Raw genomic sequence first — 26088 nt, 5'->3', positions numbered from 1 at the left:
TCCCACAGGTCCGCGTCGTTTGTCATGAACGACACAAACCTGTGGGAGCAAGGCTTGCCCGCGATGGCGTCCGAAAGGACGCCGCCAATTACAGCTTGATCAACACCGACTTCAGCTCCGTGTAATGCTCAATCGCCGCATACCCCATCTCCCGCCCAACCCCCGACATCTTGTACCCGCCAAACGGCAGCGCCGGGTCCAGCGCGCTGTGGCAATTGACCCACACCGAACCGGACTTGATCCGTGGAATCATCCGGTGCACCGCCGCCAAATCATTGGACCAGATGCTCGCACCCAAACCGTACGGACTGTCGTTGGCCAGGCGCAGGGCCTCGGCTTCGTCATCGAACGGAATCGCCACCAGTACCGGGCCGAAGATTTCTTCCTGCACCAGCGAATGCTTCTGGTCGACATCGACGATCACCGTCGGCTTGACGAAGAAGCCCGGCCCGAACTGTTCGCCACCGCAAGCGATGGTCGCGCCGCTTTCGCGGCCCTTCTCGATGTAGCCGTAGACCCGTTCCTGCTGGCGCGCGGAAATCAGCGGGCCCATTTCCACGCTCGGGTCCAGGCCGTTGCCGAGTTTCATCGCATTGGCGATCCCCGCGATGTCCGCCACCACATTGTCGAAATGCTTGCGCTGCACATAAAGGCGCGAACCCGCGCAGCAGACCTGGCCCTGGTTGAAGAAGATCGCACTGGCAGCGCCGGCGGCGGCGCTTTGCAGGTCGGCATCGGCCATGACGATGGTCGGCGATTTGCCGCCCAATTCCAGGGTGACGCGGGTCATGGAGTCCATGGCGATCTTGCCGATCTGCTTGCCCACGGCGGTGGAGCCGGTGAAGGTCAGCTTGTCCACCAGCGGGTTGTGGGTCAGGGCAGAGCCTGCGGTAATACCAGTGCCAGTGACCACGTTGAACACGCCTTCGGGGTAGCCCGCTTCCAGCACCAGCTCGGCGAGTTTCAGTGCGGTCAGCGGGGTTTCGTCAGCGGGCTTGAGCACCACGGTGCAGCCGGTGGCCAGCGCCGGGCCGAGTTTCCAGCAGGCCAGCAGTAGCGGGAAGTTCCAGGCGACGATGGCGCCGACCACGCCCACCGCTTCGCGACGGATGAAACTGTGGAACTGATCGTTGGGCATCAGCGGCGCCGAGACATCGACCGTGGAGCCTTCGATCTTGGTCGCCCAGCCGGCCATGTAACGCAGGAAGTCGATGGACAACTGCACGTCCATCACCTGGGCGACGGCGGCGCTCTTGCCGTTGTTCAGGCATTCCAGCTGCGCCAGCAACTCGGCATCGCGCTGCATCAGGTCGGCGAGTTTCCACAGCAGGTTCTGCCGCTCACGGGGACGGGTGCGGGTCCAGGCCGAATCATCGAACGCCTGGCGGGCGGCCAGCACGGCGCGGTCGACATCCTCAGGCGTGGCCTTGGGCACCACGCACAGCACTTCACCGGTGGCCGGGTTGTGCAGGTTCATGGTCTGGCCGTCGGCGGCCTCGACCCAGTCACCGCCAATGAGCATGCGCGGGGCGCGCTGGATAAATGCCGAAGTGGCGGGAAGCAGGTTTGGGAGCGACATGTTGAAACCTCGTCTTGTTCGTGTGGCGAGGTCTTTCGCAATGGCTGTGCCAGTTTGGCTTGTGGCCTTGTTTTGTGGGGTTCGGTGGGGGACGGGGGGATTTGAGGCGGGGTTGATTGTCGCAATCTGAGACGTGGGTGAGACATTCGTTTCAGCCTCGGGGTGGTTGGGTTTTTCTCTTTGGGATGTGTGTATATCCGTTTTTTTGGTGATGGCTGCTTATGGTTCCGCCCTTACGGCGGGTTACTTTGAAGAGCGCAAAGTAACCAAACGCTTGATCCCCTGACGTACGGTGCCTCGCCTGGGCTCGGCATACCCTCGCTCCGGCATTCATCCGGAGGCATCGCCTCCGGTTTGCTGCGCTGCACCTCCTCTCGATGTGTGCGGCTTCGCCGCACGGCGCTACGCGCCTGCCCCCCGGATAAACGCCTCCACTCGGCCTCCCGACGGGGCAGGTCAAAATCAAAAACCGCCGAGGCGAGCTGACACTCGACCTGGTTTGGCGTGGTCCCGTGTAGGAGCTGCCGAAGGCTGCGATCTTTTGATCTTGTTTTTGAAAATCAAAAGATCGCAGCCTCGTTTCACTCGACAGCTCCTACAAGTCCGCACATATCTGTGGGAGCTGGCTTGCCAGCGATGGCGGCCTGACAGCCAACCAATGTCTTTCAGATGTACCTCAATCCCCTGTAGGAGCGAGCCTGCTCGCGATGGTCGTCAACGATAACGCTGGCAGCCTGACACCCCGCGGTGTCTTGTCGTCCATCGCGAGCAGGCTCGCTCCCACAGGGAGATGTGTGCGCTTCAATTGACAGGCCGGCCGGTAGGCCGCCTCGCTTTTGATGTTGACCTGCCCCGTCGGAAGGCCGAGTGGAGGTGTTCATCCGGGGGGAGGGCGCGCAGCGCCGTGCGGCGAAGCCGCACACATCGAGAGGAGGTGCAGCGCAGCAAACCGGAGGCGATGCCCCCGGATGAATACCGGAGCGAGGGAACCCTGAGCCTAAGCGAAGGGCCGTACGTCAGGGGATAGAGCGTTTGGTTACTTTGCGCTCTTCAAAGTAACCCGCCGTCAGGGCGGAACCTTAAGTGGCCGTTACCAAAAAAATGGATATGTACACCGTCAACAAAAACCAGGCCGGCTGTCAGGCCGCCATCGCTGGCAAGCCAGCTCCCACAGGAATCCCCAACCCCCACAAACTGCGCAAAATGATAGGTGGTCATCCCCCCTAACCAACCCTCACCTATGCTCGTCTCAGAGTGAAACAGTTGTCGCGAAATAAAACGTGGAACGCCGTTTACGTTCACGTCAAAACCCCGATCACTGCCCTCAACTCATTGATTCAACGAAGTATTCATAAGCTGGCACGCTCCGTGTATTGCTCATCGCAGACGTTTCTCTTGCCTCCGTCAGTGCTCACCCACCGACGGCAGAAACCAAAAAAACGATCAGCAACAAAAATAAGAAAGCACCGTGCGAGGTTCGACGTTGATGAAGAGAAAACTCCGATCAGGCCTGAGTGCCAGTCTGTTGGCCGTGGCCGCTTGTGTGGCGCTGCATTCGCCTTACAGCCTGGCAGCCCGCGACGCCCAGACCATCCTCAAGGAAACCTGTCAGGGCTGTCACACCCCCGAAGCCAATAACGCCCTCAGTCGCATCAGCCACCAGCGCAAGACGCCGGAAGGCTGGCTGATGAGCATCGCCCGCATGCAGACCATGCACGGTTTGCAGATCAGCGATGAAGACCGCCGGACGGTGGTCAAGTACCTGGCCGACACCCAGGGCCTGGCGCCGAGCGAGACCGATGGCGTGCGCTACGCCATGGAACGCCGGCTCAACACCGTCGAGCAGTTCGACGACAAGCACAGCCAGATGTGCGGCCGTTGCCACTCCGGCGCGCGGGTTGCCCTGCAGCGGCGTCCGGCCCAGGAGTGGGAGCGTCTGGTGAACTTCCACCTCGGCCAATGGCCGTCGCTGGAATACCAGGCCCTGGCCCGCGATCGCGACTGGTTCGATATCGCTCGCAAGGAAATGGTGCCGCTGCTGGCCAAGCGTTATCCGCTGGACAACCCGGCCTGGAAGAAATGGCTGAGCACCGCGCCGAAAAGCGAGGCGCTGGTGGGTGACTGGAGCTTCAGCGGTCACATGCCGGGCAAGGGTGAACTGGCTGGTGTGATGAGCGTGACCACCGACGGCAAGGACACCTTCAAGGTCAGCGTCAAAGGCCAATACGCCGACGGTTCTCCGTTCAATGGCGACGGCAGCGCGATCGTCTATACCGGCTACGAATGGCGCGGCAACGTGACCATTGATGGCGTGACCATGCGCCAGGTGTTCGCCGCCCAGGGCAATGCGATGCAGGGCCGGATGTTCGAGGCCGAGCATGACGAACGCGGTCTGGACTTCGTCGCCGCCAAGCAGGGTTCCCAGCGTTTGCTGGCGGTGCAACCGGGCTACGTGAAGGCCGGCAGCGAAACCGAAGTGACCCTGATCGGCAGTGGCCTGACCGGCAAGCCAAACTTCGGCAAAGGCCTGGAAGTGGTGGAAGTCATTTCCCAGAGCCCGGAGCAGATCAAAGTCAAACTCAAGGCGTCCGCCAGTGCCCAGCCGGGCTTGCACGCGGTCAGCGTCGGCGCGTTGAAAGGCCCGAACCTGTCGGTCTACAACACCATCGCCCAAGTCAAAGTGGTGCCTGAGTTCTCGGTGGCGCGGATCGGCGAGGGCGGTGGTTCGACGCCGAAAGTCCAGGGCCGTTTCGACGCCGAAGCCTGGGGCAAGGGCGCCGATGGCAAGCCGTATCGCATTGGCGTGTTCCCGGCGCAGTGGAAGGTCGAGGCCTTCGACGACCGCGCCAAGGAAGACGAAGACGTCAAGTTCGCCGGCACCATGCAGGCCGACGCGGGCGTGTTCACCCCGGGCGATGCCGGGCCGAACCCGGCGCGCAAAATGTCCACCAACAATGCCGGCAACCTCAAGGTGATCGCCGCCGTCGACGACGCAGGGAAATCCCTGACCGGCGAAGGCCACATGATCGTGACCGTGCAACGCTGGAACAACCCACCCATTCCATAAGTTGTTTGATCGCTGAACAGATCCAGACACTTTTCGGAATGACCGCAAGCCCCGCCAAGCGGGGCCTGCAAAGGAGGTTTGCCATGGGCGCAATTTTGAATCTGGTCGAACGCAACCTGCACGAAGTGCAGGTCGATGCCGACCGCATGCTGTTCCACATCCCCAGCAGTTCGCTGTTTGCCAGCGATGAACTGACGGGCACCATCATCGACACCTTGCGTGGCCCCGGCTGTTCCTCGGACGACCTGATCCAGCGCCTGGCCGCGCGTTTCAACGGCGAGGAAATCACCGAGACCCTGCGCGAGCTGATGGCCCTGGAACTGGTCAGCGACGGCTCGCCGCTGACCCCGGACATCGCCACCAAGCGCGTCGAGCGCACTGCGATCAACACCGTGGTGCTCAACGTCAACACCGGTTGCAACCTGAGCTGCACCTACTGCTACAAGGAAGACCTCGACAAGCCGTCGGCCGGCAAGAAGATGGACGTGGAAACCGCTATCGCCTCGGTGGAGATGCTGCTCAAGGAATCCCCGGACGAAGAACGTTTCACCGTGGTGTTCTTCGGCGGCGAGCCGCTGAGCAACCGCAAGCTGATCGAGTACATGGTCGACTACTGCGAGAAGCGCTTCAGCGAGGCGGGCAAGTTCGTCGAATTCGTCATGACCACCAACGCCACGCTGCTCACCGAAGAAACCGTGGACTACCTCAACGCCCACCGTTTCGGGCTGTCGGTGAGTATCGACGGGCCGAAGACCGTGCACGACCGCAACCGCATCACCGTGGGCGGGCAGGGCACCTACGATGTGGTGCGGCGCAAGGCCGAGATGCTGCTGTCGCGCTACAACAGTCGTCCGGTCGGCGCGCGGGTGACCCTGACCACCGGCGTGACCGACGTGGAAACCATCTGGGATCACCTGTTCAACGAGCTGGGTTTCGCCGAAGTCGGTTTCGCCCCGGTGACCTCCGGCGACATCAGCAGCTTCAACCTCACCAGCGATGAACTGGTGCAGGTGTTCGCCAACATGAAGGCCCTCGGCCGGCGCTATCTGGAAGCCGCGCTGGAGCACCGCAACATCGGTTTTTCCAACCTGCACCAGTTGATCACCGACATCCACGAAGGCCATAAAAAAGCCCTGCCGTGTGGCGCGGGCCTGAAGATGCTGGCGGTGGATCACAAGGGCGAGTTGAACCTGTGCCATCGCTTCACCGGCTCATCGATGCCGACCTTCGGCAACGTCCACAGCGGCGTGAAACAGATGGAGTTGAACGACTTCCTGTCCCAGCGTCTGGACCGCACCAACACCGGCTGCAACGACTGCCAGATCCGCAACCTGTGCTCCGGCGGCTGCTACCACGAGAGCTACGCCCGCTACGGCGATCCGACGCACCCGACTTATCACTACTGCGAACTGATGCGTGACTGGGTCGACTTCGGCATTGAGGTCTACACCCGGATCATGGCCAATAACCCTGCGTTCATCAGCAGCTACATCACTCCGCGCAAGGCTCACTGATATGAAACATCTCAAGGCAATCAATAACAAAGCGTTGAAGCTGGATCAGGCCGCGGACGAGAACCGCATTGAAGAAGTGGTGGCCATGAGCTCCGTGGCGGGCTGCGCCTCGACCACCGACCCGGGCTGGGAAATCGATGCGTTCGGCGGTGTGTCGTCGCTGTGCCAGCCGATGGAGGCCGACTTGTATGGCTGCTCCGACCCTTGCTGGTGGCCGGCCCAGGTGCCGGACATGATGAGCACCTACCCGGACTGGAACAAGGATGCGCAGGCGTCCAACGACAACTGGCGAAACCTCGGCACTGTCTTCCCGAAAGACAAGTGATCTGACACAAGAAGGATTCCAGCATGCGTAATTTGAAAGCCTGCGGCCTGGCCGCGTTCGCGGTTCTGAGCACCTGCTCGCTCTCGGTTCTGGCCGATGAAAACACCGCGTTGCAAGACGGTCACGAGTACATGTTGACCACCAACTACCCGAACAACCTGAACGTGATCGACCTGGCCACCGACAGCGTGTTCAAGACCTGCAAGATGCCGGACGCCTTCGGCCCCGGCACCGTGCAACTGTCGCCGGATCGCAAGACCGCCTACGTGCTGAACAATCACTACGCGGATGTCTACGGCGTCGAACTGGACAACTGCAAGCAGGTGTTCCACGCCAGCATCACCCAGAAGCCGGGGGAGAAAGCGCGGTCGATGTTCGCCTTCACCCTCAGCCACGATGGCAAGGAACTGTTCACCATCGCCAACCCGACGCTGATGATGAACGACCATTATGAAGTGCAGCAGCCGCGCCTCGATGTGTACAAGACCGACGCCGGCATGGATGCCAAACCGGTGCGCAGCTTCCCGGCGCCGCGCCAGCTGACCATCATGCAGAGCGGTGACGACGGCACCCTGTATGTGGCGGGGGCGGATATCTACAAGGTCAACGTGCAGACCGGCAAGTTCGACGTGCTGATCCCCAGCCGGCACTGGAAACGCGCCAACTACGCCGCGCCCGACGTGCTCTACGTGTGGAACCAGCAGACCTATCGCCATGACTTCTCGCTGCTCTACACCACCGCGAAGTTCAAGGACAAGAAACAGGATCCGGCTACCGCCGATTACCTGTACGGGCTGTTCAGCGTTGACTTGAAGACCGGCAAAACCGAAACCACCGACTTCGGCCCGCTGACGGAAATCTACTTCAGCGGCATGCGCTCGCCCAAAGACCCGAACCTGATGTACGGCGTGCTCAACCGCCTGGCCAAGTACGACATCAAGGAGAAGAAACTGCTGCAGGCGGCGACGCTGGATCACTCCTACTACTGCATTTCCTTCAACAAGGACGGCAACAAGATCTATCTGGCGGGGACCTTCAACGACGTGGCGATCTTCGATGTTGACAGCCTGAAACAGATCGGTAGCATCAAAATGCCGGGCGGGGACATGGCGATTACCACGGCGCAGGTGTTTGTTCGGTAATCTGCGGCGCCTGCACTGACGCCATCGCGAGCAGGCTCGCTCCTACAATGGTTTTGTGTCGATCACAAATCCCCTGTGGGAGCGGGCTTGCCCGCGATGAGGCCCTCAAAAACACTGAAGATTCAAACCCCCGGCACCGGACACCCCAAATCCCCCTCCTGGCACTTCAGGTAAGTCTTGAACGTCTCCACCCGCGCCTTGGTCAATTGCGTCACGCAATTGCCATAAATCAGCGGATAAACACTGCCACCACTCACCCCGGACGCCGAGAACTCGCACTCGGCATCGCGAAACGCCAGCCATGACCGCTGCGCCTTGAGCAGCAGTTTCTTGCCATCGGGATTGCCCTTGAGCCGCGTGGTGATCTGCTGATACAGCGCGTTCAACTCCTTGTCTGCTGCGGCCTGCTGCTGCGCCGCACACTGATTCATCGTCGTCTGATCGGCGGCGTTGTCGCAGTCCAGGGCATGAGCCAGCGGGGTGAACAGGAAGGGTGTCAGGGCCAGAAAATTGCGTACATGCATGGGGGAACTCGCTGTAAAGGTGATGTCCAGAGGCAGTGTAGTGAAGCCGGCAACGACGCAAAGGTCACGATTACGACAACTGACACCCCATTCATACAACTTTCGGGCTGGACATGTGGTCTTACAGGCCTACTGTTGTTCAGTACAGGAGGTGACGTATGAAACCAGTACCCAATAGTTTTGAGCGCAAAATAATACTCAAATCGCCGCGCTCCCATGTCTGGCGTGCTCTGGTTGACGCGGAGGCGTTCGGTCAGTGGTTCGGCGTGGCGCTCGAGGACAGGCGGTTCATCGCCGGCGAGTGGACCCAGGGGCAGGTCACGTACCCCGGTTACGAACACGTGTTGTGGAACGTGCTGGTGGAGCGGGTTGAGCCGCAGCAGCTGTTTTCCTTCCGCTGGCACCCCTATGCGGTCAATCCCAAGATCGACTACTCCCAGGAACCGACCACGCTGGTCAAATTCGAACTGGAAGACACCACGGGCGGCACCCTGCTCAAGGTCTCCGAGTCAGGTTTCGCGCACATTCCCGACATACGCCAGAAGGAGGCGTATTACATGGACAGCCGTGGCTGGGAAGAGCAACTGGGCCGACTCGAGCACTTTCTCGCTGAAAGCGCCAAGGCCCGCGAGCGCGAGAATGAGTGAAAGCAGTACCTTCGACCCCTGGCTGCAGCGCTGGGCATTGGTGCCGGACGGTGAACCCATCTTCACCCCCGGCAGCCATTTGCTGCCGGTGCGCCGGGGCGATGTGCCGGCCATGCTGAAAATTGCCGTCGATGCCGAGGAGAAATTCGGCAACCTGTTGATGACCTGGTGGGACGGCGACGGCAGTGCCCGGGTTTACGCGCACCATGGCGACGGTCTGCTGCTGGAACGGGCCATGGGCAAGTGCTCGCTGATGCACATGGCCCTCAACGGGCAAGACGACGAGGCCAGCCGGATTCTGTGCGCGACGCTGGCACACCTGCATGCCCCCAGGCCGACACCTCCACCGCCGCTGGTTCCCCTGAAACCCTGGTTCGCTTCGCTGCGAGTGGCCGCCGGGCAGAAGGGCGCAGCCTATTCCCTGAGCCTGGCAACCGCCGAAGCCTTGCTGGCCGACCCGCAGGACGAGGTGGTGCTGCACGGCGACATGCATCACGACAACGTGCTGGATTTCGGCCCTCGCGGCTGGCTGGCCATCGACCCCAAACGGGTGATCGGCGAGCGTGGCTTCGATTACGCCAACCTGATCTGTAATCCCGACCTGCCCACGGCCACCGATCCCCGGCGCTTCCAGCGACAGATCGAAGTGGTCGCCGAAGCCTCCGGGCTTGAACGGCGCCGCCTGTTGCAATGGGTACTGGCCTTTGCCGGTTTGTCGGCGGCCTGGTTCCTTGAAGACGATGACCTCGCGGCAGCAGAGAGCCAGCTGCAGGTCGCGAAACTGGCGGCCTGCAGCCTGAGTGCCTGATGCATCCGGGGTTTTTCGGAAGAAGCGCTATAGCGAATGTCTTACACGTGATGGCAATTATATCTTCTGTTACAAATTGGATCCGATGCGTATTCTGGCCCCATCCAGTGAGCACAGGGAGTGCTCATGATCATGGATGATCGGCCATTAGCATGGATAGCACACGACAGGGAGTCGTAATGGTCCTGGAAGAAACCCGCTTCGGCGGGTTTTTTTATGGGCGCTCGAAACTCGAACACCAACCCTGTAGGAGCGAGCCTGCTCGCGATGGTCGTTAACGATAACGCTGGCAGTCTGACACCCCGCGGTGTTCTGGCGTCCATCGCGAGCAGGCTCGCTCCTACAGGGGTTAGCGTTCCAGTTTCGCTGCGGCACGTTGGGTGATTTCCCCGCGCAATTTCAACGAACCCGCAGCCCGCTCACGAGCCTCCCGCAGAACCCCGGCCGGCGCCGTTTCCGGACTGCCCGCCTGAAACGGCGGAGCCGGCGCGTATTCCAACTGCAATTGCACCAGCTCGGCGGTGTCCCGGTCGAACAGCTCGGCGGCCAGGGTCAGGGCAAAGTCGATACCCGCCGTGATACCACCCCCGGTCAGCAGATTGCCGTCACGCACCACCCGGTCCTTCACCGCAATCGCCCCCAAAGGCGCCAGCAACTCGTGATAGGCCCAGTGCGTGGTCGCGCGTTTACCCTTGAGCAAACCCGCTGCGCCCAGTACCAGCGCTCCAGTGCACACCGAGGTGACATAACGCGCCGTCGCGGCCTGGGCCTTGAGAAACGCCAGGGTTTCGTCATCTTCCATCAGCGGCCCGACCCCGCTGCCGCCGGGCACGCAAATCACATCCAGCTTCGGGCAATCATCGAAAGTAGTGGTCGGCTTCAGCACCAGGCCGGTACTGGCCGTGACGGGCACCAGATCCTTCCAGACCAGATGCACCTTCACATCCGGCAACGACGCCAACACATCGTAAGGGCCGGTGAGGTCGAGTTGCTGCACCTGTGGAAACAACAGAAAGCCGATCTGCAAGGTCATGGTGTTTTGCTCCGAAAGTGAGTGGACAAGTTCACTTTAGGCGCTCAGGATTTGGCGCATACGCCAATCACCCCACGAATTACGCCAAAATGACCAAGACCATTCATGTGCTGGCATTCACCAACGTGCAATTGCTCGATGTCACAGGGCCCTTGCAGGTGTTCGCCTCGGCCAACGACATCGCCCGCCAACAAGGCTTGCCCGCACCCTATGCACCAACGGTGATCGCCAGCAGCGGCGGGGCGGTGATGTCGTCGGCAGGGTTGGTAATGCTGGCCGAGCCCTTGCCGGAGCAGGGTAGCGACACCCTGATCATCGCCGGAGGCTGGGGTGTGTATGCGGCGGCGCAAGACCCGGCGCTGGTGGCGTGGGTGCGCGAACATGGGGTGTTATGCCGGCGGGTGGCCTCGGTGTGCACCGGGGCATTCTTGCTGGCGGCCAGCGGCTGGCTCGATGGCCGGCGCGTGGTGACCCACTGGACCCGCTGCGAGCAACTGGCGCAGCAGCACCCGCAATTGCAGGTCGAACCCAATCCCATCTTCATCAACGACGGCCCGGTCTGGACCTCCGCCGGGGTCACCGCCGGCATCGATCTGGCACTGGCAATGGTCGAAGAAGACCTCGGCCGCAGCATGGCCCTGGAAGTCGCCCGGCAACTGGTGGTGTTCCTCAAGCGTCCCGGTGGCCAGTCACAATTCAGCGTGACCCTGTCCTTACAGCACGAAGGCAATCGTTTCGACGAACTTCACGCCTGGATCAGCGAAAACCTCACCAAGGACCTCGGCATCCCGACCCTGGCCCTGCAAGCCGGCATGAGCGAACGCAGCTTCGTGCGTCACTACCGCGCCGACACCGGCCAGACCCCGGCCCGGGCCATCGAACTGATCCGCGTCGAAACCGCACGCCGCCTGCTCAGCGACACCGGCGTGCCGATCAAGCGGGTCGCGGTGCAATGCGGGTTTGGCAGTGAAGAGACGTTGCGCCGCAGTTTCCTGCGAGCCATGGGCGTGACACCGCAGGCTTATCGGGAGCGGTTTTCGGTCAGTGCTGAAGCAGATCCAGCAGTGCCTTGAGTGTGGCTTCGGGCGACGATCCGATTGTTCGGCGACTTACGCTTCCGCCACTTGATTGAAATACTTCGCCCGATCCGGCGTGAACGTCACCACCATCCCCGTGCGTGAGCAAGTCAGCGCCCGCTCTTCACCCAAATCCACAGCCAGATCCTCCCCGCGCAGGCCCTGCCATTGAGCGAGGTACTTGAGGGATCCGTATTTCTCGAGTTTTTTTAGACTGCGACTGACACCACCTTTCCAGCCCAGCACCGGCAGTTCACCGGCCAGGCATTGCCTGGCGAGGTCAGGGAAGCGGGCGGCGCGCTGACGGCCGACTTCCCAGCACTTGATCAGGCCCTTGTCGTGGTCTTCCCACAATTGATCACGGCTGAGGCCGGTGCGAAGGGGGAGGTCGATGCTGCGGTGGATGCGTTGGGTCATTCCGGTTCCTTGAATTCGGGTTTGGTTGGACAGCTCCGCTGTGCCCGTTGGACCGGATGTTAGGTGGGGATGTAACAACTGGCAACCGGGTATTTCCGGATGTTTTGTTTAAAAAATGTAGGACTTTGACTCCTGCAAGAAGCTGGCTCACGGCTGCCAAAACCCCTTCTCCCCACTCAACTTCCGATCCAGAAAACACGCCGCACTGATCAACGCCAGATGCGTCAGTGCTTGCGGCGTATTGCCCATGTGCCGCCCGTGACTGTCGAATTCCTCGGCATACAGCCCCAACGGATTGGCATACCGCAGCAACTGCTCGAACTCCAGATGCGCCTTTTCCACCCGGCCCGCGCGGGCCAGGCATTCGACGTACCAGAAGGAGCACGCGGCGAAGGCGCCTTCGGTGCCGGGCAGGCCGTCGATGTGGGTGTGTTCGTTGCAATAGCGGTAGACCATGCCATCGCGTACCAGGCTTTTTTCGATGGCATCGAGGGTGGCGAGCCAGCGCGGGTCCTTGGCGCTGACGAAGCGCACCAGTGGCATCAGCAGCATCGAGCCGTCCAGGCCGGTGCCGCCGATGTGCTGGACGAAATGCCCGCGCTGGTCATCCCAGAAGTTGTCCCAGATGTCGGCGTAGATCGCCTGGCGGGTCTGGTCCCAGCGGGCGAACGGGGCGGGCAGGGAGCGTTTCGAGGCCAGGCGGATCGCGCGGTCCAGTGCCACCCAGCACATTAGTCGCGAGTGCAGGAAGTGGTGTTGCTCGCCGCGCATTTCCCAGATGCCGACGTCTTCCTGTTCCCAGGTTTCGCAGACCTGATCGACCACTTCCACCGTGTGTTTCCAGCCTTCATGGGAAATGGCTTCGCCGTATTTGTTGACCAGGTACACCGCATCCATCAGCTCGCCGAAGATGTCGAGCTGCACTTGCGCATACGCCAGGTTGCCGATGCGCACCGGTTGCGCGCCACCGTGGCCGGACAGATGGGTGAGTTCGATTTCCGGCAGTTCCTGGCGGCCATCGATGCCGTAGAGGATGTTGAGCTTCATCGATTGGCCATGACAGTCGCTGACCCGGCCGCGCAGCCAGCGCATGTAGGCGTTGGCCTCTTCGGTGAAGCCCAGGCGCATGAAGGCGTAGACGGTGAACGAGGCGTCGCGGATCCAGGTGTAGCGATAGTCCCAGTTGCGTGAGCCGCCGACGGTTTCCGGCAGGCCGAAGGTGGCGGCGGCGAGGATCGCGCCGTGTTTGCGCGAGGTCAAAAGCTTCATCGCCAGTGCCGAGCGGTTGACCATTTCTCGCCAGCGCCCGCGATAGTTGGACTGGCCGATCCAGTCGCGCCAAAACTTCAGGGTGCGTTCCAGGCACAAATCCGCGGCGCCTTCCTTGAAGCGCGGGTCGTCGATGGCGCCGAGCAGGAACTCGGCGGTCTGGTCCTGTTCGAGGGTGAACCGGGCGACAGCGGCGCTGCCGTTGATCTTTATGGGTTGGTCCGAAGACAAGCGCAATGACGGTTGGTCTGTGGCTTCAAAGACCACGCCGTTCTTGTCCGCACGGGCACGGGTGTCGGCGCGGGCGTAGTCATGGCGCACGGCGCAATGCAGATGAAAACTCGCCTTGCCACTGACCACCCGCACCCGGCGCATAAGCAGCGGCAAGTCGTCCTCGGTGTCGCCAATGGGCAGCAGATCGGTGATTTCCACCACGGCGCGGTCGCTGAGCCAGCGGGTCAGCAACACGTTGGTGTCGGGCAGGTAGATTTGCTCGCGGCGGGCGTCGGGCAGATCCGGAGACAGCTGGAAGATGCCGGCCTCGGGGGTGTCCAGCAGCGAACAGAAAATCGACGGGCTGTCGAATTCCGGCCAGCAGAAGAAATCCACACTGCCTTTGTCATTGACCAGGGCGGCGCTGCGCATGTCGCCGATGATGCCGTGGGCGTCGATGGGGCTTTGGCGTTCGGGGTGGTCGGCCATTGTCGGTAAAACTCCGGGAACTGGAACCTGATCAGAGGACTGGATTGGACGGCCAGTAGTTCATTTGTCTGGATACCAGAGGTGGTTTCGCCGGCCTCATCGCGAGCAGGCTCGCTCCTACAATGGATGGTGTACACCCGACCCTGTAGGAGCGAGCCTGCTCGCGAAGGGGCCTTCACATTCACCCAACAATTTGCTGCTTTCCCCACCATTAGCCTTATGGCAACTTGCAGGCCCTTTGTTGAGGCCAGCCCCCATGGCAAACCCCTACCGCGAACTGTTCAACGCCCCCGGCAGCCGCGCCTTCGTCCTGGCCGGGATGATCGCGCGCATGCCGATTTCCATGACCGGTATCGGCCTGATCACCATGCTCTCGCAGTTGCAGGGTGGCTACGGTCTGGCGGGCGCGGTGGCGGCGACCTTTGCCCTGGCCACGGCGTTTTGTGCGCCGCAGGTGTCGCGACTGGTGGACCGTTTTGGCCAGCGCCGGATCCTCCCCGTGTCGGCGCTGATCGGCGGCGGGGCGCTGCTGATGGTGTTGCTCTGCACCCGTTTGCAGGCCCCGCACTGGACGCTGTTCGTGTTCGCCGCCATCGCCGGCTGCATGCCGAGCATGTCGGCGATGGTGCGGGCGCGCTGGACCGAGTTGTATCGCGGCCAGCCGCAATTGCAGACCGCCTATGCGCTGGAGTCGGTGCTCGATGAGGTCTGTTTCATCGTCGGTCCGCCTTTATCGGTGGGCCTGTGCGTGGTGGCGTTCCCCGAGGCCGGGCCGCTGGCAGCGTTGCTGATGCTGGCCATCGGCGTCACCGCGTTTGTGCTGCAACGCAGTACCGAACCGGCGATTCACCCTCACGAAGAACATCACAAGGGCTCGATAATCCGCTCGCTGGACATCCAGTTGCTGATGCTGTTGATGATCGCCATGGGCACCATCGTCGGTGTTGTGGATGTGGTCAGCGTGGCCTTCGCCCAGCAGCAGGGGCAACCGGCTGCGGCGAGCATCGTGTTGTCGGTGTATGCCATCGGTTCCTGCCTGGCGGGACTGGCCTTCGGCGCGCTGCGCTCGAAAGTGCCGCTGCCGCGCTTGTTCCTTTACGGCGGGGTGGCGACGGCGGTGACGACCTTGCCGTTGCTCTTGGCGGTGAACATTCTCGGCTTGTCGCTGGCGGTGTTCGTCGCCGGGCTGTTCTTTGCCCCAACCCTGATTGTCGCCATGGCGCTGGTGGAGCAGATCGTCCCGCCGGCCAAGCTCACCGAAGGCCTGACCTGGCTGGTCACCGGGTTGAGCATCGGCGTGGCGATCGGTGCGGCCAGTTCCGGGTGGATGGTGGATGCGTTCGGGGCGCGTAGCGGGTTTTGGGTGGCGATTGCGGCGGGGGGGGTGGTGTTGGGCTCAGCCATTCAAAGCTATCGCCACTTGAAATGATGATCCAACTGTAGGAGCGAGCCTGCTCGCGATGGAGTGTCAGCCACATAAATATTGACTGACACACCGCTATCGCGAGCAGGCTCGCTCCTACAGGGGTTTTGCATCTGACTAAATTTCTGCATCGCCCATCCGTTCCCCTACAGACAAACTTCGAGGAACGCCCGGTGACCCAGCTGACATTGCTGTGCCTGCCTTATTCTGGCGCGAGCGCCATGGTTTACAGCCGCTGGCGCAACAAACTGCCGCACTGGCTGAAACTGCAGCCGGTGGAGCTGCCGGGGCGAGGGGCGCGGTTCGGCGAGCCGCTGCACACCGACATGCGCCGGCTGGCGCTGCAACTGGCACAGGAACACAAACAAACCCTGAAGGCTCCGTACGCCTTGTTCGGCCACAGCCTCGGTGCCTTGCTGGCTTGCGAGATGGCCCATGCGTTTCGCTCGCTGGGCTGCCCGGAACCGGTGGCGCTGTTCGCTTCCGGCACCGCAGCACCCACGATGCGCGAGGATTACGACCGCGGTTTTGCCCAGCCCAAAACCGACGCCGAACTGATCGAGCAACTGCGCACGCTCAATGGCACCAGCGAGGAAGTGCTGGCCAACCAGGAATTGATGAGCCTGACCCTGCCGATCCTGCGCGCCGACTTCCAGTTATGCGGGCGCTTCGAACCCGTGCAGCGCCCGTTGCTCAACTGCCCGGTGCATGTGCTCGGCGGCAAGGCCGACCGGGCCACCACCGAGCAGTTGATCGGCTGGAGCGAGGAAACCCGAGGCAGCTTTTCCGTGGACATGCTCGGTGGCGGGCATTTCTTCATTCATGAGCACGAGGCCAAGGTGCTCAAGCTAATCAAGGATCAGCTTGAAGTTCACCATCGGCGACATGCGAAGGCGGCCTACGCCTGACCCCAATCCCGAATATCACACCCTACCTGTGGGAGCGGGCTTGCCCGCGAATGCGGTAGATCCGTCAATGATGATGTTGGTTGACCTGACGCCTTCGCGAGCAGGCTCGCTCCCACAATGGATCTCAGTTGCACACAAATTCCGTGTTCACTGAAGATCCCCTATGGGAGCGAGCCCGCTCGCGAAGAGGCCCTGAAAGGCATCACAAATTTCGAATCCTGAACCCATCCTGAAGAACCCCGCGATTCCCCCTGCAAACTTTTGTAACGCGTTTACTCTGCAAATACCGGGGCGTAAGCTTCGCGCGTTTTCATCAATAGCGGAGACCCACAGTGGGTACTTGTTCGAGTGACAGTAGTCGGCCGGTTTCGATAACCGGCATACATTCGGCCAGATAACGCGCTCTCCTTTTGTGCCGTTGTCTCGCCGTAAAGCGAGCAGCGGCTTCCCGATCACGGCCATTTGTGGCCTGTGTCCCGACGTCCTCTCATCGACGCTGAACCGTGCGTGATGTTCGACTCCTTGTCGTCATCGCGGCGCACCGACACGCCTGCTCGACGGTTTCCCGGCTGACCCTGGGGGAACTGCCATGAACCTGACCCTGCTCAAGGAATTCTTCGCCGGATTCCTGCGCACCCGCCACATCGCCCGGCACTTCCGTCGCCTGGCGCTGCTGGAAAACTTCACCGATACCAGCGTCAGTCGCGAGGTACCGCCCACCTTGGCGCAGACGCTGGTCAGCGCGGCCACCAGTGACACGGGCGAGCTGCTGGGCAAACTCGGCAGTCACACCGATGGCTTGAACGAAGAGGAGGCGGCAGCGCTGCGCGAGCAATTCGGCCTCAATGAGGTCGAGCACGAGCAACCGCTGCCGTGGTGGGTTCACCTGTGGCACTGCTACAAGAACCCGTTCAACTTGCTGCTGACCTTGCTGGCCGTCATCTCCTGGCTGACCGAAGACCTGAAGGCGGCCATCGTGATTTTCTCCATGGTTGTTCTCTCGACCTTGCTGCGCTTCTGGCAGGAGAGCAAATCCAACCAGGCCGCCGACGCGCTCAAGGCCATGGTGAGCAACACCGCGACCGTGCTGCGCCGCGATCTGGAAAACAGCAGTGCCCGGCGAATCGAGTTGCCGATCAAGGAACTGGTGCCGGGGGATCTGATCGTGTTGTCGGCGGGCGACATGATCCCCGCCGATTGCCGGGTACTCAGCGCCAAGGACCTGTTTGTCAGCCAGGCGGCGATGACCGGTGAATCGATGCCGGTGGAGAAGTTTCCCCGTCAGCAAGACCACGAGACCCTCAATCCCCTGGACCTGGACAACATTCTGTTCATGGGCACCAACGTGGTCTCTGGCACCGCCATGGCGCTGATTCTCACCACGGGCAACAACACGTATTTCGGCGCCCTGGCGCAACGGGTCGGCGCCACCGATCGCGAACCCACCTCGTTCCAGAACGGGGTCAACAAAGTCAGCTGGCTGTTGATCCGCTTCATGTTCGTCATGGCGCCGCTGGTGTTGTTCATCAACGGCTTCACCAAGGGCGACTGGATGCAGGCGCTGTTGTTTGCGCTGTCGATTGCCGTGGGCCTGACCCCGGAAATGCTGCCGATGATCGTCACCTCGACCCTGGCCAAGGGCGCGGTGTTCCTGTCGCGCAAGAAGGTCATCGTCAAGCGCCTGGACGCGATCCAGAACTTCGGCGCCATGGATGTGCTGTGCACCGACAAGACCGGCACCCTGACCCAGGACAAGATCTTCCTGGCGCGCAATGTCGATGTCTGGGGCAACGATTCCGACGACGTGCTGGAGATGGCCTACCTCAACAGCTACTACCAGACCGGCCTGAAAAATCTGCTGGACGTGGCGGTGCTCGAACACGTGGAAATCTATCGCGAGTTGAAGGTGGGCACGGCGTTTCGCAAGGTCGACGAGATCCCGTTCGACTTCACGCGCCGGCGCATGTCGGTGGTGGTGGCCGAGCGTGAACAACCGCATCTGCTGATCTGCAAGGGGGCGGTGGAAGAGGTGCTGGCGGTGTGCACCCGGGTGCGTCACGGTGAAGTGGATGAGCCGTTGAATGAAGCGTTGCTGGCGCGGATTCGCCAGGTCACGGCCACTTTCAATGCCGAAGGTCTGCGGGTGGTGGCGGTAGCCGCACGGCCGATGATCGAAGGGCGCGATGCCTACAGCCTGGCCGATGAGCAGCAACTGACGCTGATCGGCTACGTGGCGTTCCTCGATCCACCCAAGGAGAGCACCGCACCGGCGCTCAAGGCCTTGGCCGAACACGGCGTGGCGGTGAAGGTGCTGACCGGTGACAACGAACTGGTGACCGCGAAGATTTGCCGCGAAGTCGGGCTGGAACAACAGGGTTTGCTGCTGGGCAACGACATCGAGCGCATGAGCGATGCCGAACTGGCGGTGGCGGTGGAGCACACCAACGTCTTCGCCAAACTGACGCCGTCGCACAAGGAACGCATCGTGCGCCTGCTCAAGGGCAACGGGCATGTGGTCGGATTCATGGGCGACGGGATCAACGACGCGCCGGCGCTGCGCACCGCCGACATCGGTATTTCGGTGGACAGCGCGGTGGACATCGCCAAGGAAGCGGCGGACATCATCCTGCTGGAGAAGAGCCTGATGGTGCTGGAGGAGGGCGTGCTGGAAGGGCGGCGGACCTTCGCCAACATGCTCAAGTACATCAAGATGACCGCCAGTTCCAACTTCGGCAACGTGTTCTCGGTGCTGGTGGCCAGCGCGTTCATTCCGTTCCTGCCGATGCTGCCGATGCACCTGCTGGTGCAGAACCTGCTCTACGACATTTCGCAGATCGCGATCCCGTTCGACAACGTCGACGCCGACCTGCTGAAAAAACCGCAACGCTGGCAACCGGCGGATGTCGGGCGGTTCATGCTGTTCTTCGGGCCGATCAGCTCGGTGTTCGACATCACCACCTTCGCCCTGATGTGGTACGTGTTCGACGCCAACACCCCGGACCACCAGACCCTGTTCCAGTCCGGCTGGTTCATGGTCGGCCTGCTGACCCAGACGCTGATCGTGCACATGATCCGCACGCCGAAAGTGCCGTTCCTGCAAAGCCGCGCGGCGACGCCGTTGATGGTGATGACCGGGATCATCATGGCCGTGGGGATTTTCCTGCCGATGGGACCGTTGGCGCACTACTTCAAACTGCAGGCGCTGCCGTCTTTGTACTTTGTGTTCTTGCCGCTGATTTTGCTGGCGTACATGGGCCTGACCCAGGCGGTGAAGGGGTTCTACATTCGGCGGTTTGGCTGGCAATAACCCTTTGTAGGAGCGAGCCTGCTCGCGATGGAGGTCAACGATAACGCGGGTTGTCTGAATGACCGCGTTGTCCGGGCGTTTTTCGCGAGCAGGCTCGCTCCTACAGGGGACCGCGTATCCGATGGGGGTTGGTATTTCGGAAAAGTCCTACAGAAAGCCCAGGAGCTCTTCCGTAGCCTTGCGCGCCTCATCAATCGGACTCGCCGGGGAAGCCATATTGCCCACGTCATTACGCATCCTGATCGCGGACGAACAGCACTTCAATCGGCTGCGAATCGAGCGCAGTTTCAATCAGCTCGGTCACTTCGGGGTGGCGCCCGTGCAAAGCCTGGAAGAACTCCTGGTCCTGGTGGAATACGCCAGCGAGCCCTTCGATTTGCTGGTGGTCAACGCTGCCTTGGCGGGCGGCAAGCTGAATTTGCTGGATTTTTGCCTCGACAACGACCGGCTCAGATGCGTGTTGATCTATGACGGCCAAAGGGCGCGACTGCCCGCCATCCCCACGCAAAAGCCGCGAAAGGTTCAGGTGAGTCACGCCGAACTGCCCGATGCCATGTTGCTGGAGGGGATGATTCAGGGGCTGATAGCCACGTCGACCCCGGGTGACCATTTGTCGGGACTGTCATTTCTGTCAGGTATTCCAGACCGCTGATCCGTGCAAGAGTCTATGCGCAGCCGCTGCGTCTAATCCGGGCCTTGCCCGCTCGTCCTGTATTTGCCCAGGGAGTTGCCATGAGTACAGTGCTCATTGTGGACGATCACCCGGTAATTCGCGGTGCCCTCAAAATCGTACTCAAACAGGAGGGATTTCAGCGCATACATGAAGTTGACAGCGGGAACGAAGTCTTGCCCATGATCCGAGAGCACAAACCGAATTTGGTGGTATTGGATTTGAACCTGCCATCGCTCGACGGGCTGGAGGTGCTGGCGCGGATCAAGGCGGGCCACATGGGCATTCGGGTGGTGGTCTTCACCTCTCAGGAGCCGTTGTTCTATCAGGATCGATGCATGCGGGCGGGGGCGTCAGCCTATGTCGCCAAGACCAATAACCTTGAGCATCTGCAAAAAGCCATTCATGCCGTGATGGCCGGCTACACCTACTTCGCCCAGCTCCCCTCCAGTTCGGTGTTGATGAACCCGTTGCAGCGCAGTGAAAAAGAGATGATCGATCAGTTGTCGGACCGTGAACTGACCATCTTCCAGCACCTGGCGCGGGGTATCAGCAACAAGGAGATCGCCGCCGTCCTGCACTTGAGCCACAAGACCGTCAGTACCTACAAAACCAGGCTGGTCGAAAAGCTCAACGTGGAGTCTTCGGTGCACCTGCGTGATCTTGCCCTGCGTAATCATCTGATCTGAATGAATAGCCTTCGACACCTGTGCTGCCTGGTCCTGCTGCCATTACTCTGTCTCTGGCCAATGAATGCCGGCGCTCAGTCGCAGGCACTGGGCTTGCTGGGCCGTTCAAGCGTGGACGGTTACAGCGTCAGGCTATCCGCGAACGATTGGCGCTGGCTGCGGCAAAAGGGTCGCCTGACGCTGGCCGTCTCGGCCCCGGATTACCCACCTTTCGACATCACCACCACCGGCAAGACACTGGAGGGGGTGACCGCCGATTATGTCGGCCTGCTGGCGCAATTGTTGCGCGTCGAGATCGATATTCAGCGCTACGGTTCGCGAGAGGAAGCGGTCCAGGCGCTCAAACAGGGAACGGTGGACCTGCTGGGCACGGCCAACAGTTATGAGGCCCAGGACTCGCAGTTGCAGATGTCCAGCGCCTACGCGGTCGATCAACCGGTGCTGGTGACCCGCACTGACTCTACTTGGCTGCCGGACCCTGCACTGGCCGGCAAACGCCTGGCGATGCTCTACCACTACTTGCCTGAACAGAAAGTCCAGCAATTCTACTCCCAGGCCCGGGTCGAACTGTTTCCCTCGACGCTGGCGGCGGTGGGAGCGGTGGCGTTCGGTCAGGCCGACATCTATCTGGGCGATGCGATCAGCGCCCACTACCTGATTCGCAAGAATTACCTCAACAACGTTCAGTTGGCCGACTTTTCGCTCATGGAGTCGGGGCGTTTCGCCTTTGCCATGGCCGGCGAAAACAACCCACTGTTGCGCATCGTCAATCAGGCACTGGCGGTGATACCGGCCAATGAACAGATGAACATCCTGCGGCGCTGGGGGGCGGGCGATGTGTCGATGCCCGGCACGCAATCACTGCAATTGAGCGTGGCCGAGCAACGCTGGCTCGATCAGCACCCCCGGGTCAGGGTGGCGATCAACGACAATATCGCGCCGATCACCTTCATCGACGGTGATGGCCGGTTTCGCGGCATCGGCGTCGATGTGCTGGCGAAAATCAGCCTGCGCACCGGGCTGCAATTCGACATCCGCGCCCTGTCGTCCGTGGGCGAGATGGTCAAGGCCATCAAGAGCGGTGAGATTGATGTGCTGGCTGGCATCGGCTTGAGTTCCCGGCGCGAAGAGGACCTGCTGTTTACCCGACCCTTCCTGACCAGCCCATCGGTGCTGGTGACCCGCATGGCAGCGGACAGCCCCAAGGTCCTCGATGAAATGAGCGGAAAAACCCTGGCCCTGACCCAGGGCAATATCGCCGGCGAATTCGTGCGACAGCATTTCCCGCTGATCCGCTGCCTGGATGCGCCCTTGTCAGCCGATGCCATGGAAATGGTCGCCCAGGGCAAGGCCGACGGCAGCATCAATTCGCTGATCAGTGCCCGATACCTGATTTCCCGGCAGTACCGCGATCGTCTGCAAGTGAGCAGTACGGTGGGCATCGATCCGGCGCGCAGTACCCTGGCGACCAATCGCTCAGCCACGGAGTTGCACTCGATCCTCGACAAGGCGTTGTTGAGCATACCCCCTGAAGAAATCGAAGAGCTGACGTTGCCTTGGCGTAATGACCTGATGGTGGAGCAACGCTATTGGCTGCGTCATCGGCAGGCGATTTTGCAGGGGTTCGTCGCTGCCGGCGTCCTGTTGACGCTGGCCTTGGGCGCGATGGCCTGGCAGCGGCGACAGATCCGTCAACGCCAGCAATGGCTTGCGCAATTGCAGGAGGCCAAGGACGCCGCCGACGATGCCAATCGGGCCAAGACCACTTTCCTGGCGACCATGAGCCATGAGATTCGCACGCCGATGAACGCGCTGATCGGCATGCTGGAGCTGGCGCTCAAACGCGCCGATGAGGGCGTGACCGACCGTGGGGCCATCGAGGTGGCGTCCAATGCCGGGCAACAGTTACTGGGTTTGATCGGCGATATTCTCGATATCGCGCGGATCGAGTCCGGGCACCTGTCACTGGCACCGGAACGGGCCAATCTGCAAGCGCTGGTGCTGTCGGTGAGCCGGGTATTCGAAGGCCTGGCACGGCAGAAAAACCTGCAGTGGCGGGTCGAGGTGGATGAGCAGAGCGACTGCGAGGTGCTGATCGACCCCACGCGTTTCAAGCAGGTGCTGTCGAATTTGTTGAGTAATGCCATCAAGTTCACTGAACACGGCGAAGTCAGTCTGAAGCTGCGGGTGACGCGTGCGCCGCTGGATCGGGTCGCGGTCAGCCTGGACATCGAAGACAGTGGTATCGGTATCAGCGTCTTCGACCAGCAGCGCCTGTTCAGCCCCTTTGTGCAGGCCGGCAATAATCCACAGTCAGGCCGACAAGGTTCAGGCCTGGGACTGGCGATCAGCCGTACCCTGTGCGAAATGATGGGCGGTTCGCTCAGGCTCAACAGTGAATTGGGGCGCGGAACGCGTGTGGAGATAGCGCTGGAGCTGATGTCACTGGCGGCGCTTGCCGAGGTTGATCCGGCGCCGGACGAGTCACCGCTCAAGGCTCGTCAATTGAATATTCTGGTGGTCGACGATTACCCGGCCAATCGCCTGTTGCTTTCACGGCAGCTCGCTTACCTGGGGCACCGGGTGGAGGTCGCGCCGGATGGCGGGCGAGGCTTCGAACAATGGCGCGCGCAGGTCTTCGATCTGGTCGTCACCGATTGCAACATGCCGGTGCTCAGTGGCTACGAACTGGCGATGGCGATCCGTGAGGAGGAGCGCTTTGACCGGGCGCAGCCCACGATGATTCTGGGCTTTACCGCCAACGCACAATCTGAGGAGAAAAGACGTTGCCTTGAGGCCGGCATGGACGATTGCCTGTTCAAGCCGATTCGCCTGGTCGACCTGAGCGCTTGGCTGGCGGCGAAGTTTCCAGGGCAAGCGAGCGAGTCGCCGGCCATTGCCGAAATCGATTTGAGCGGGTTGCGGCACTTCACCGGGGCCGATGATGAGCTGATCAGCCAGCTGTTGCACGACCTGTTGGTGAGCAACCGCGAGGACCGTGAGCGTTTGCTGCAGGTTCATGCCGAAGGCAATCGCCACGGCTTGCAGGACCTGGCGCACCGCATCAAGGGCGGGGCGCAGATGGTCCGGGCGCAGAATGTGGTGACGTGTTGCGAACACCTGGAGCAGGCCTGCCGTCAGGACGAAGACGCGCTGATCGACGCTGCCGTCGATCAGTTGCAGCAAGCGATGACCCGCCTGGATCACACTCTGGGGCAGGGTGCTGACGTCGGTTAATCCCAGATCGGCGCGATGCCTTCAGGGCTGGTCAGGCGATGACCGCGATCGAGATTGGCGATCAGCGCCATGTCGGCCTCGCTCAACTTCAAGGCGCAGGCCTTGAGGTTGCTGGCCAGGTTGGCGCGTTTGGTCGACGAAGGAATCACTGCGTATCCCGACTGCATGGCCCAGGCCAGGGTCACCTGTGCCGGGGTGGCCTGCAGGCGGTCGGCGATTTGCGCGATGATCGGGTCCTTGAGCACTTCACCGTAGGCCAGGGTCATGTACGAGGTGATGTGGATACCCTGGCTGCGGGCGAACTCCACCACCTTGCGGTTTTGCAGGAACGGATGCAGTTCGATCTGATTGGTGGCGATGTTCTCGGCACCGACGGCGGCGATGGCCTGTTTCATCAGGTCGACGGTGAAGTTCGACACGCCGATCTGCCGGGTCAGGCCCAGGCGTTTGGCTTCGAGCAGGGCGCCCATGAATTCGGCGACCGGCACCTGATCCTGCGGCGACGGCCAGTGGATCAGGGTCAGGTCCAGGTAATCGGTGCGCAGTTTGACAAGGCTTTCTTTCAAGCTCTCGATCAAGCGATCGCCGGCAAAATTGGCGACCCAGATCTTGCTGGTGATGAACAACTCCTCGCGGGCAATGCCGCTGGCAGCGATGGCCTCACCGACCTCGGCTTCGTTCTCATAGATTTGCGCGGTGTCGATGGCGCGGTAGCCCAGTTCCAGGCCGGTGCTGACCGAATCGATCACCACCTGGCCTTGCAGGCGAAAGGTACCCAGGCCGAAGGCGGGAATAGACATTGATGACTCCAGAGGTTGCAGTGGGAATGGGCGGCAGTATCGGTGCCGGGCTGCATGAGAAAAACCGCTGGATGGGCAAAGCAATGTTTACCGCAGGTCAAGAATCCTGGGGCGGTCTGGAATATTGAGGGTGTCTGGTCTGACGCCATCGCGGGCAAGCCTTGCTCCCACAGGTCCGGGGTGTTCGCGAAATATTCGTCCCCTCGGACTTGTGGGAGCAAGGCTTGCCCGCGATGGGGTCAACTCGATCCCTGGCCTTACCCCCGTGGCTCAAGAATCATGCAGGTGGTAGTCCCGGTCGCATACAGCCGACCATCCACATCATAAATCCGCCCCTCGGCCAGCGCCGTCGAACGCCCCAGGTGCACAACCTTGCCCTCGGCCCGTATCGGTCCGCTGGCGCTGTTCAACGCCCGCACATAACTGATGCGCAGATCCAGGGTGGTATAGCCTTGGCCCTTTTTCAGCTGCGTGTGAATCGCGCAACCCATGCAGGAATCCAGCAGTGTCGCGGCATAGCCGCCATGCACCGTGCCCAACGGGTTGTAATGTCGTGCATCCGGTGTGCCCTGGAAGATGAACAGTCCGGCGGACCACTCGATCGGGATGAAATCCATCAAGGTGCCGATAGGCGGCGAGGGCAGTTCACCGTTGCCGATGCCATCGAAAAATTCCATGGGGGACAGGGCGCTGACTTCGGCCAGGGACAAACTGCCGGGCCCGGCCAGGCGCTCGCGCATGGCCTGTTCCTGGGCGATCCATTGGGCGAGTGTGGCGTCGCGGTTGGGGCTTTGCATGTTCGGGGCCTCGCGTGTGATAAAATATTACAAGTGTAATGTCGGTCGATATTATGCTCGAAATAAAATTCGCGCCACCCGTGATCATCGTTCCCTGTATAGGACAATCAAGCCGATTTTTGCTGTCTAGTGCTGTATTACCCTCTGTTTTAAG

The 26088-nt window shown here is 61.3% G+C and carries 21 protein-coding genes and 1 pseudogene; 14 read left to right on the top strand and 8 right to left on the bottom strand.

The window, feature by feature from the left end; genetic code table 11:
* Positions 1–88: 88 nt before the first annotated feature.
* Positions 89–1579 carry an aldehyde dehydrogenase family protein gene (locus DKY63_RS10770; RefSeq protein ID WP_110964075.1) on the bottom strand — a complete coding sequence of 497 codons (1491 nt, stop codon included), beginning with the start codon at positions 1577–1579 and terminating at the stop codon, positions 89–91.
* 1486 nt (positions 1580–3065) lie between these two features.
* Between DKY63_RS10770 and peaA the strand changes: the two genes are divergently transcribed.
* The 4 genes from peaA (at position 3066) to peaD (ending at position 7627) form a co-directional block, all read left to right on the top strand.
* Positions 3066–4646 (top strand): quinohemoprotein amine dehydrogenase subunit alpha, encoded by a 1581-nt coding sequence (gene peaA, locus DKY63_RS10765; protein WP_110964074.1) that lies wholly within the window; start codon positions 3066–3068, stop codon positions 4644–4646.
* Between the two features lie 83 nt (positions 4647–4729).
* Entirely contained in the window at positions 4730–6160 is a 1431-nt protein-coding gene (gene peaB, locus DKY63_RS10760) for a quinohemoprotein amine dehydrogenase maturation protein (RefSeq protein ID WP_110964073.1), read from the top strand.
* A gap of 1 nt (position 6161) precedes the next feature.
* Positions 6162–6485 carry a quinohemoprotein amine dehydrogenase subunit gamma gene (gene qhpC, locus DKY63_RS10755; protein WP_008016081.1) on the top strand — a complete coding sequence of 108 codons (324 nt, stop codon included), beginning with the start codon at positions 6162–6164 and terminating at the stop codon, positions 6483–6485.
* A gap of 23 nt (positions 6486–6508) precedes the next feature.
* Positions 6509–7627 carry a quinohemoprotein amine dehydrogenase subunit beta gene (peaD, locus tag DKY63_RS10750; protein ID WP_110964072.1) on the top strand — a complete coding sequence of 373 codons (1119 nt, stop codon included), beginning with the start codon at positions 6509–6511 and terminating at the stop codon, positions 7625–7627.
* Positions 7628–7749: 122 nt separating this feature from the next.
* Here peaD and DKY63_RS10740 read toward each other — a convergent pair whose 3' ends face one another.
* Complete coding sequence (locus tag DKY63_RS10740; RefSeq protein ID WP_110964070.1) at positions 7750–8151, bottom strand: lysozyme inhibitor LprI family protein; 402 nt, start codon at positions 8149–8151, stop codon at positions 7750–7752.
* Between the two features lie 158 nt (positions 8152–8309).
* Here DKY63_RS10740 and DKY63_RS10735 point away from each other — a divergent pair, with 158 nt between their 5' ends.
* Both DKY63_RS10735 and DKY63_RS10730 read left to right on the top strand, forming a co-directional pair.
* The gene (locus DKY63_RS10735) at positions 8310–8798 is read left to right on the top strand and encodes an SRPBCC family protein (RefSeq protein ID WP_110964069.1); all 489 of its coding nucleotides are present in this window, start codon (positions 8310–8312) and stop codon (positions 8796–8798) included.
* Positions 8791–9606, top strand: a complete 816-nt coding sequence (locus DKY63_RS10730; protein ID WP_110964068.1) for an aminoglycoside phosphotransferase family protein — start codon at positions 8791–8793, stop codon at positions 9604–9606. Before DKY63_RS10735 ends, DKY63_RS10730 begins: the two co-directional genes overlap by 8 nt.
* A 349-nt stretch (positions 9607–9955) precedes the next feature.
* Here DKY63_RS10730 and inhA read toward each other — a convergent pair whose 3' ends face one another.
* Positions 9956–10639 (bottom strand): isonitrile hydratase, encoded by a 684-nt coding sequence (gene inhA / locus DKY63_RS10725; RefSeq protein ID WP_110964067.1) that lies wholly within the window; start codon positions 10637–10639, stop codon positions 9956–9958.
* Positions 10640–10728: 89 nt separating this feature from the next.
* Between inhA and DKY63_RS10720 the strand changes: the two genes are divergently transcribed.
* Positions 10729–11712, top strand: coding sequence for a GlxA family transcriptional regulator (locus DKY63_RS10720; protein ID WP_110964066.1), 984 nt, complete (start codon positions 10729–10731; stop codon positions 11710–11712).
* A gap of 36 nt (positions 11713–11748) precedes the next feature.
* On the opposite strand, the gene DKY63_RS10715 is transcribed toward DKY63_RS10720, so the two are convergent.
* Entirely contained in the window at positions 11749–12132 is a 384-nt protein-coding gene (locus DKY63_RS10715) for a hypothetical protein (RefSeq protein WP_110964065.1), read from the bottom strand.
* 147 nt (positions 12133–12279) lie between these two features.
* Complete coding sequence (locus tag DKY63_RS10710; protein ID WP_110964064.1) at positions 12280–14103, bottom strand: glycoside hydrolase family 15 protein; 1824 nt, start codon at positions 14101–14103, stop codon at positions 12280–12282.
* A gap of 256 nt (positions 14104–14359) precedes the next feature.
* Between DKY63_RS10710 and DKY63_RS10705 the strand changes: the two genes are divergently transcribed.
* Both DKY63_RS10705 and DKY63_RS10700 read left to right on the top strand, forming a co-directional pair.
* Positions 14360–15532, top strand: coding sequence for an MFS transporter (locus tag DKY63_RS10705; RefSeq protein ID WP_110964063.1), 1173 nt, complete (start codon positions 14360–14362; stop codon positions 15530–15532).
* 167 nt (positions 15533–15699) lie between these two features.
* Positions 15700–16434 carry a thioesterase II family protein gene (locus tag DKY63_RS10700; RefSeq protein ID WP_110964062.1) on the top strand — a complete coding sequence of 245 codons (735 nt, stop codon included), beginning with the start codon at positions 15700–15702 and terminating at the stop codon, positions 16432–16434.
* A 23-nt stretch (positions 16435–16457) separates the two neighbouring features.
* Here DKY63_RS10700 and DKY63_RS32670 read toward each other — a convergent pair.
* Positions 16458–16592 (bottom strand): annotated as a pseudogene (locus DKY63_RS32670) (metal ABC transporter ATP-binding protein); the annotation flags it as partial.
* A gap of 431 nt (positions 16593–17023) precedes the next feature.
* Here DKY63_RS32670 and mgtA point away from each other — a divergent pair.
* From mgtA to DKY63_RS10675, 4 genes are all read left to right on the top strand, one after another.
* The gene (gene mgtA, locus DKY63_RS10690) at positions 17024–19741 is read left to right on the top strand and encodes a magnesium-translocating P-type ATPase (RefSeq protein WP_110964061.1); all 2718 of its coding nucleotides are present in this window, start codon (positions 17024–17026) and stop codon (positions 19739–19741) included.
* 58 nt (positions 19742–19799) lie between these two features.
* Positions 19800–20393, top strand: a complete 594-nt coding sequence (locus DKY63_RS10685) for a hypothetical protein (RefSeq protein WP_343327511.1) — start codon at positions 19800–19802, stop codon at positions 20391–20393.
* An 80-nt stretch (positions 20394–20473) separates the two neighbouring features.
* Positions 20474–21100, top strand: coding sequence for a response regulator transcription factor (locus DKY63_RS10680; RefSeq protein ID WP_110964060.1), 627 nt, complete (start codon positions 20474–20476; stop codon positions 21098–21100).
* Positions 21101–24337, top strand: a complete 3237-nt coding sequence (locus DKY63_RS10675) for a transporter substrate-binding domain-containing protein (protein ID WP_110964059.1) — start codon at positions 21101–21103, stop codon at positions 24335–24337.
* Here DKY63_RS10675 and dkgB read toward each other — a convergent pair.
* Positions 24334–25137, bottom strand: a complete 804-nt coding sequence (dkgB, locus tag DKY63_RS10670) for a 2,5-didehydrogluconate reductase DkgB (protein ID WP_110964058.1) — start codon at positions 25135–25137, stop codon at positions 24334–24336. The two genes, DKY63_RS10675 and dkgB, sit on opposite strands and share 4 nt — an antisense overlap.
* A gap of 2 nt (positions 25138–25139) precedes the next feature.
* On the opposite strand from dkgB, the gene DKY63_RS32885 reads away from it, so the two are divergent.
* A complete protein-coding gene (locus DKY63_RS32885) occupies positions 25140–25265 on the top strand; it encodes a hypothetical protein (protein WP_275428113.1) in 126 nt (41 codons plus the stop codon).
* A 129-nt stretch (positions 25266–25394) separates the two neighbouring features.
* Here the strand turns inward: DKY63_RS32885 and DKY63_RS10665 are convergent, their stop codons facing one another.
* The gene (locus DKY63_RS10665; protein ID WP_110964057.1) at positions 25395–25934 is read right to left on the bottom strand and encodes a PaaI family thioesterase; all 540 of its coding nucleotides are present in this window, start codon (positions 25932–25934) and stop codon (positions 25395–25397) included.
* Positions 25935–26088 lie beyond the last annotated feature (154 nt).

This window comes from Pseudomonas putida, assembly GCF_003228315.1.
In the GTDB taxonomy this organism is placed as follows: Bacteria; Pseudomonadota; Gammaproteobacteria; order Pseudomonadales; family Pseudomonadaceae; genus Aquipseudomonas; species Aquipseudomonas putida_S.
The sequence above is the reverse complement of the archived record's forward strand: the minus strand, read 5'-3'. Positions and strand labels throughout refer to the sequence as shown.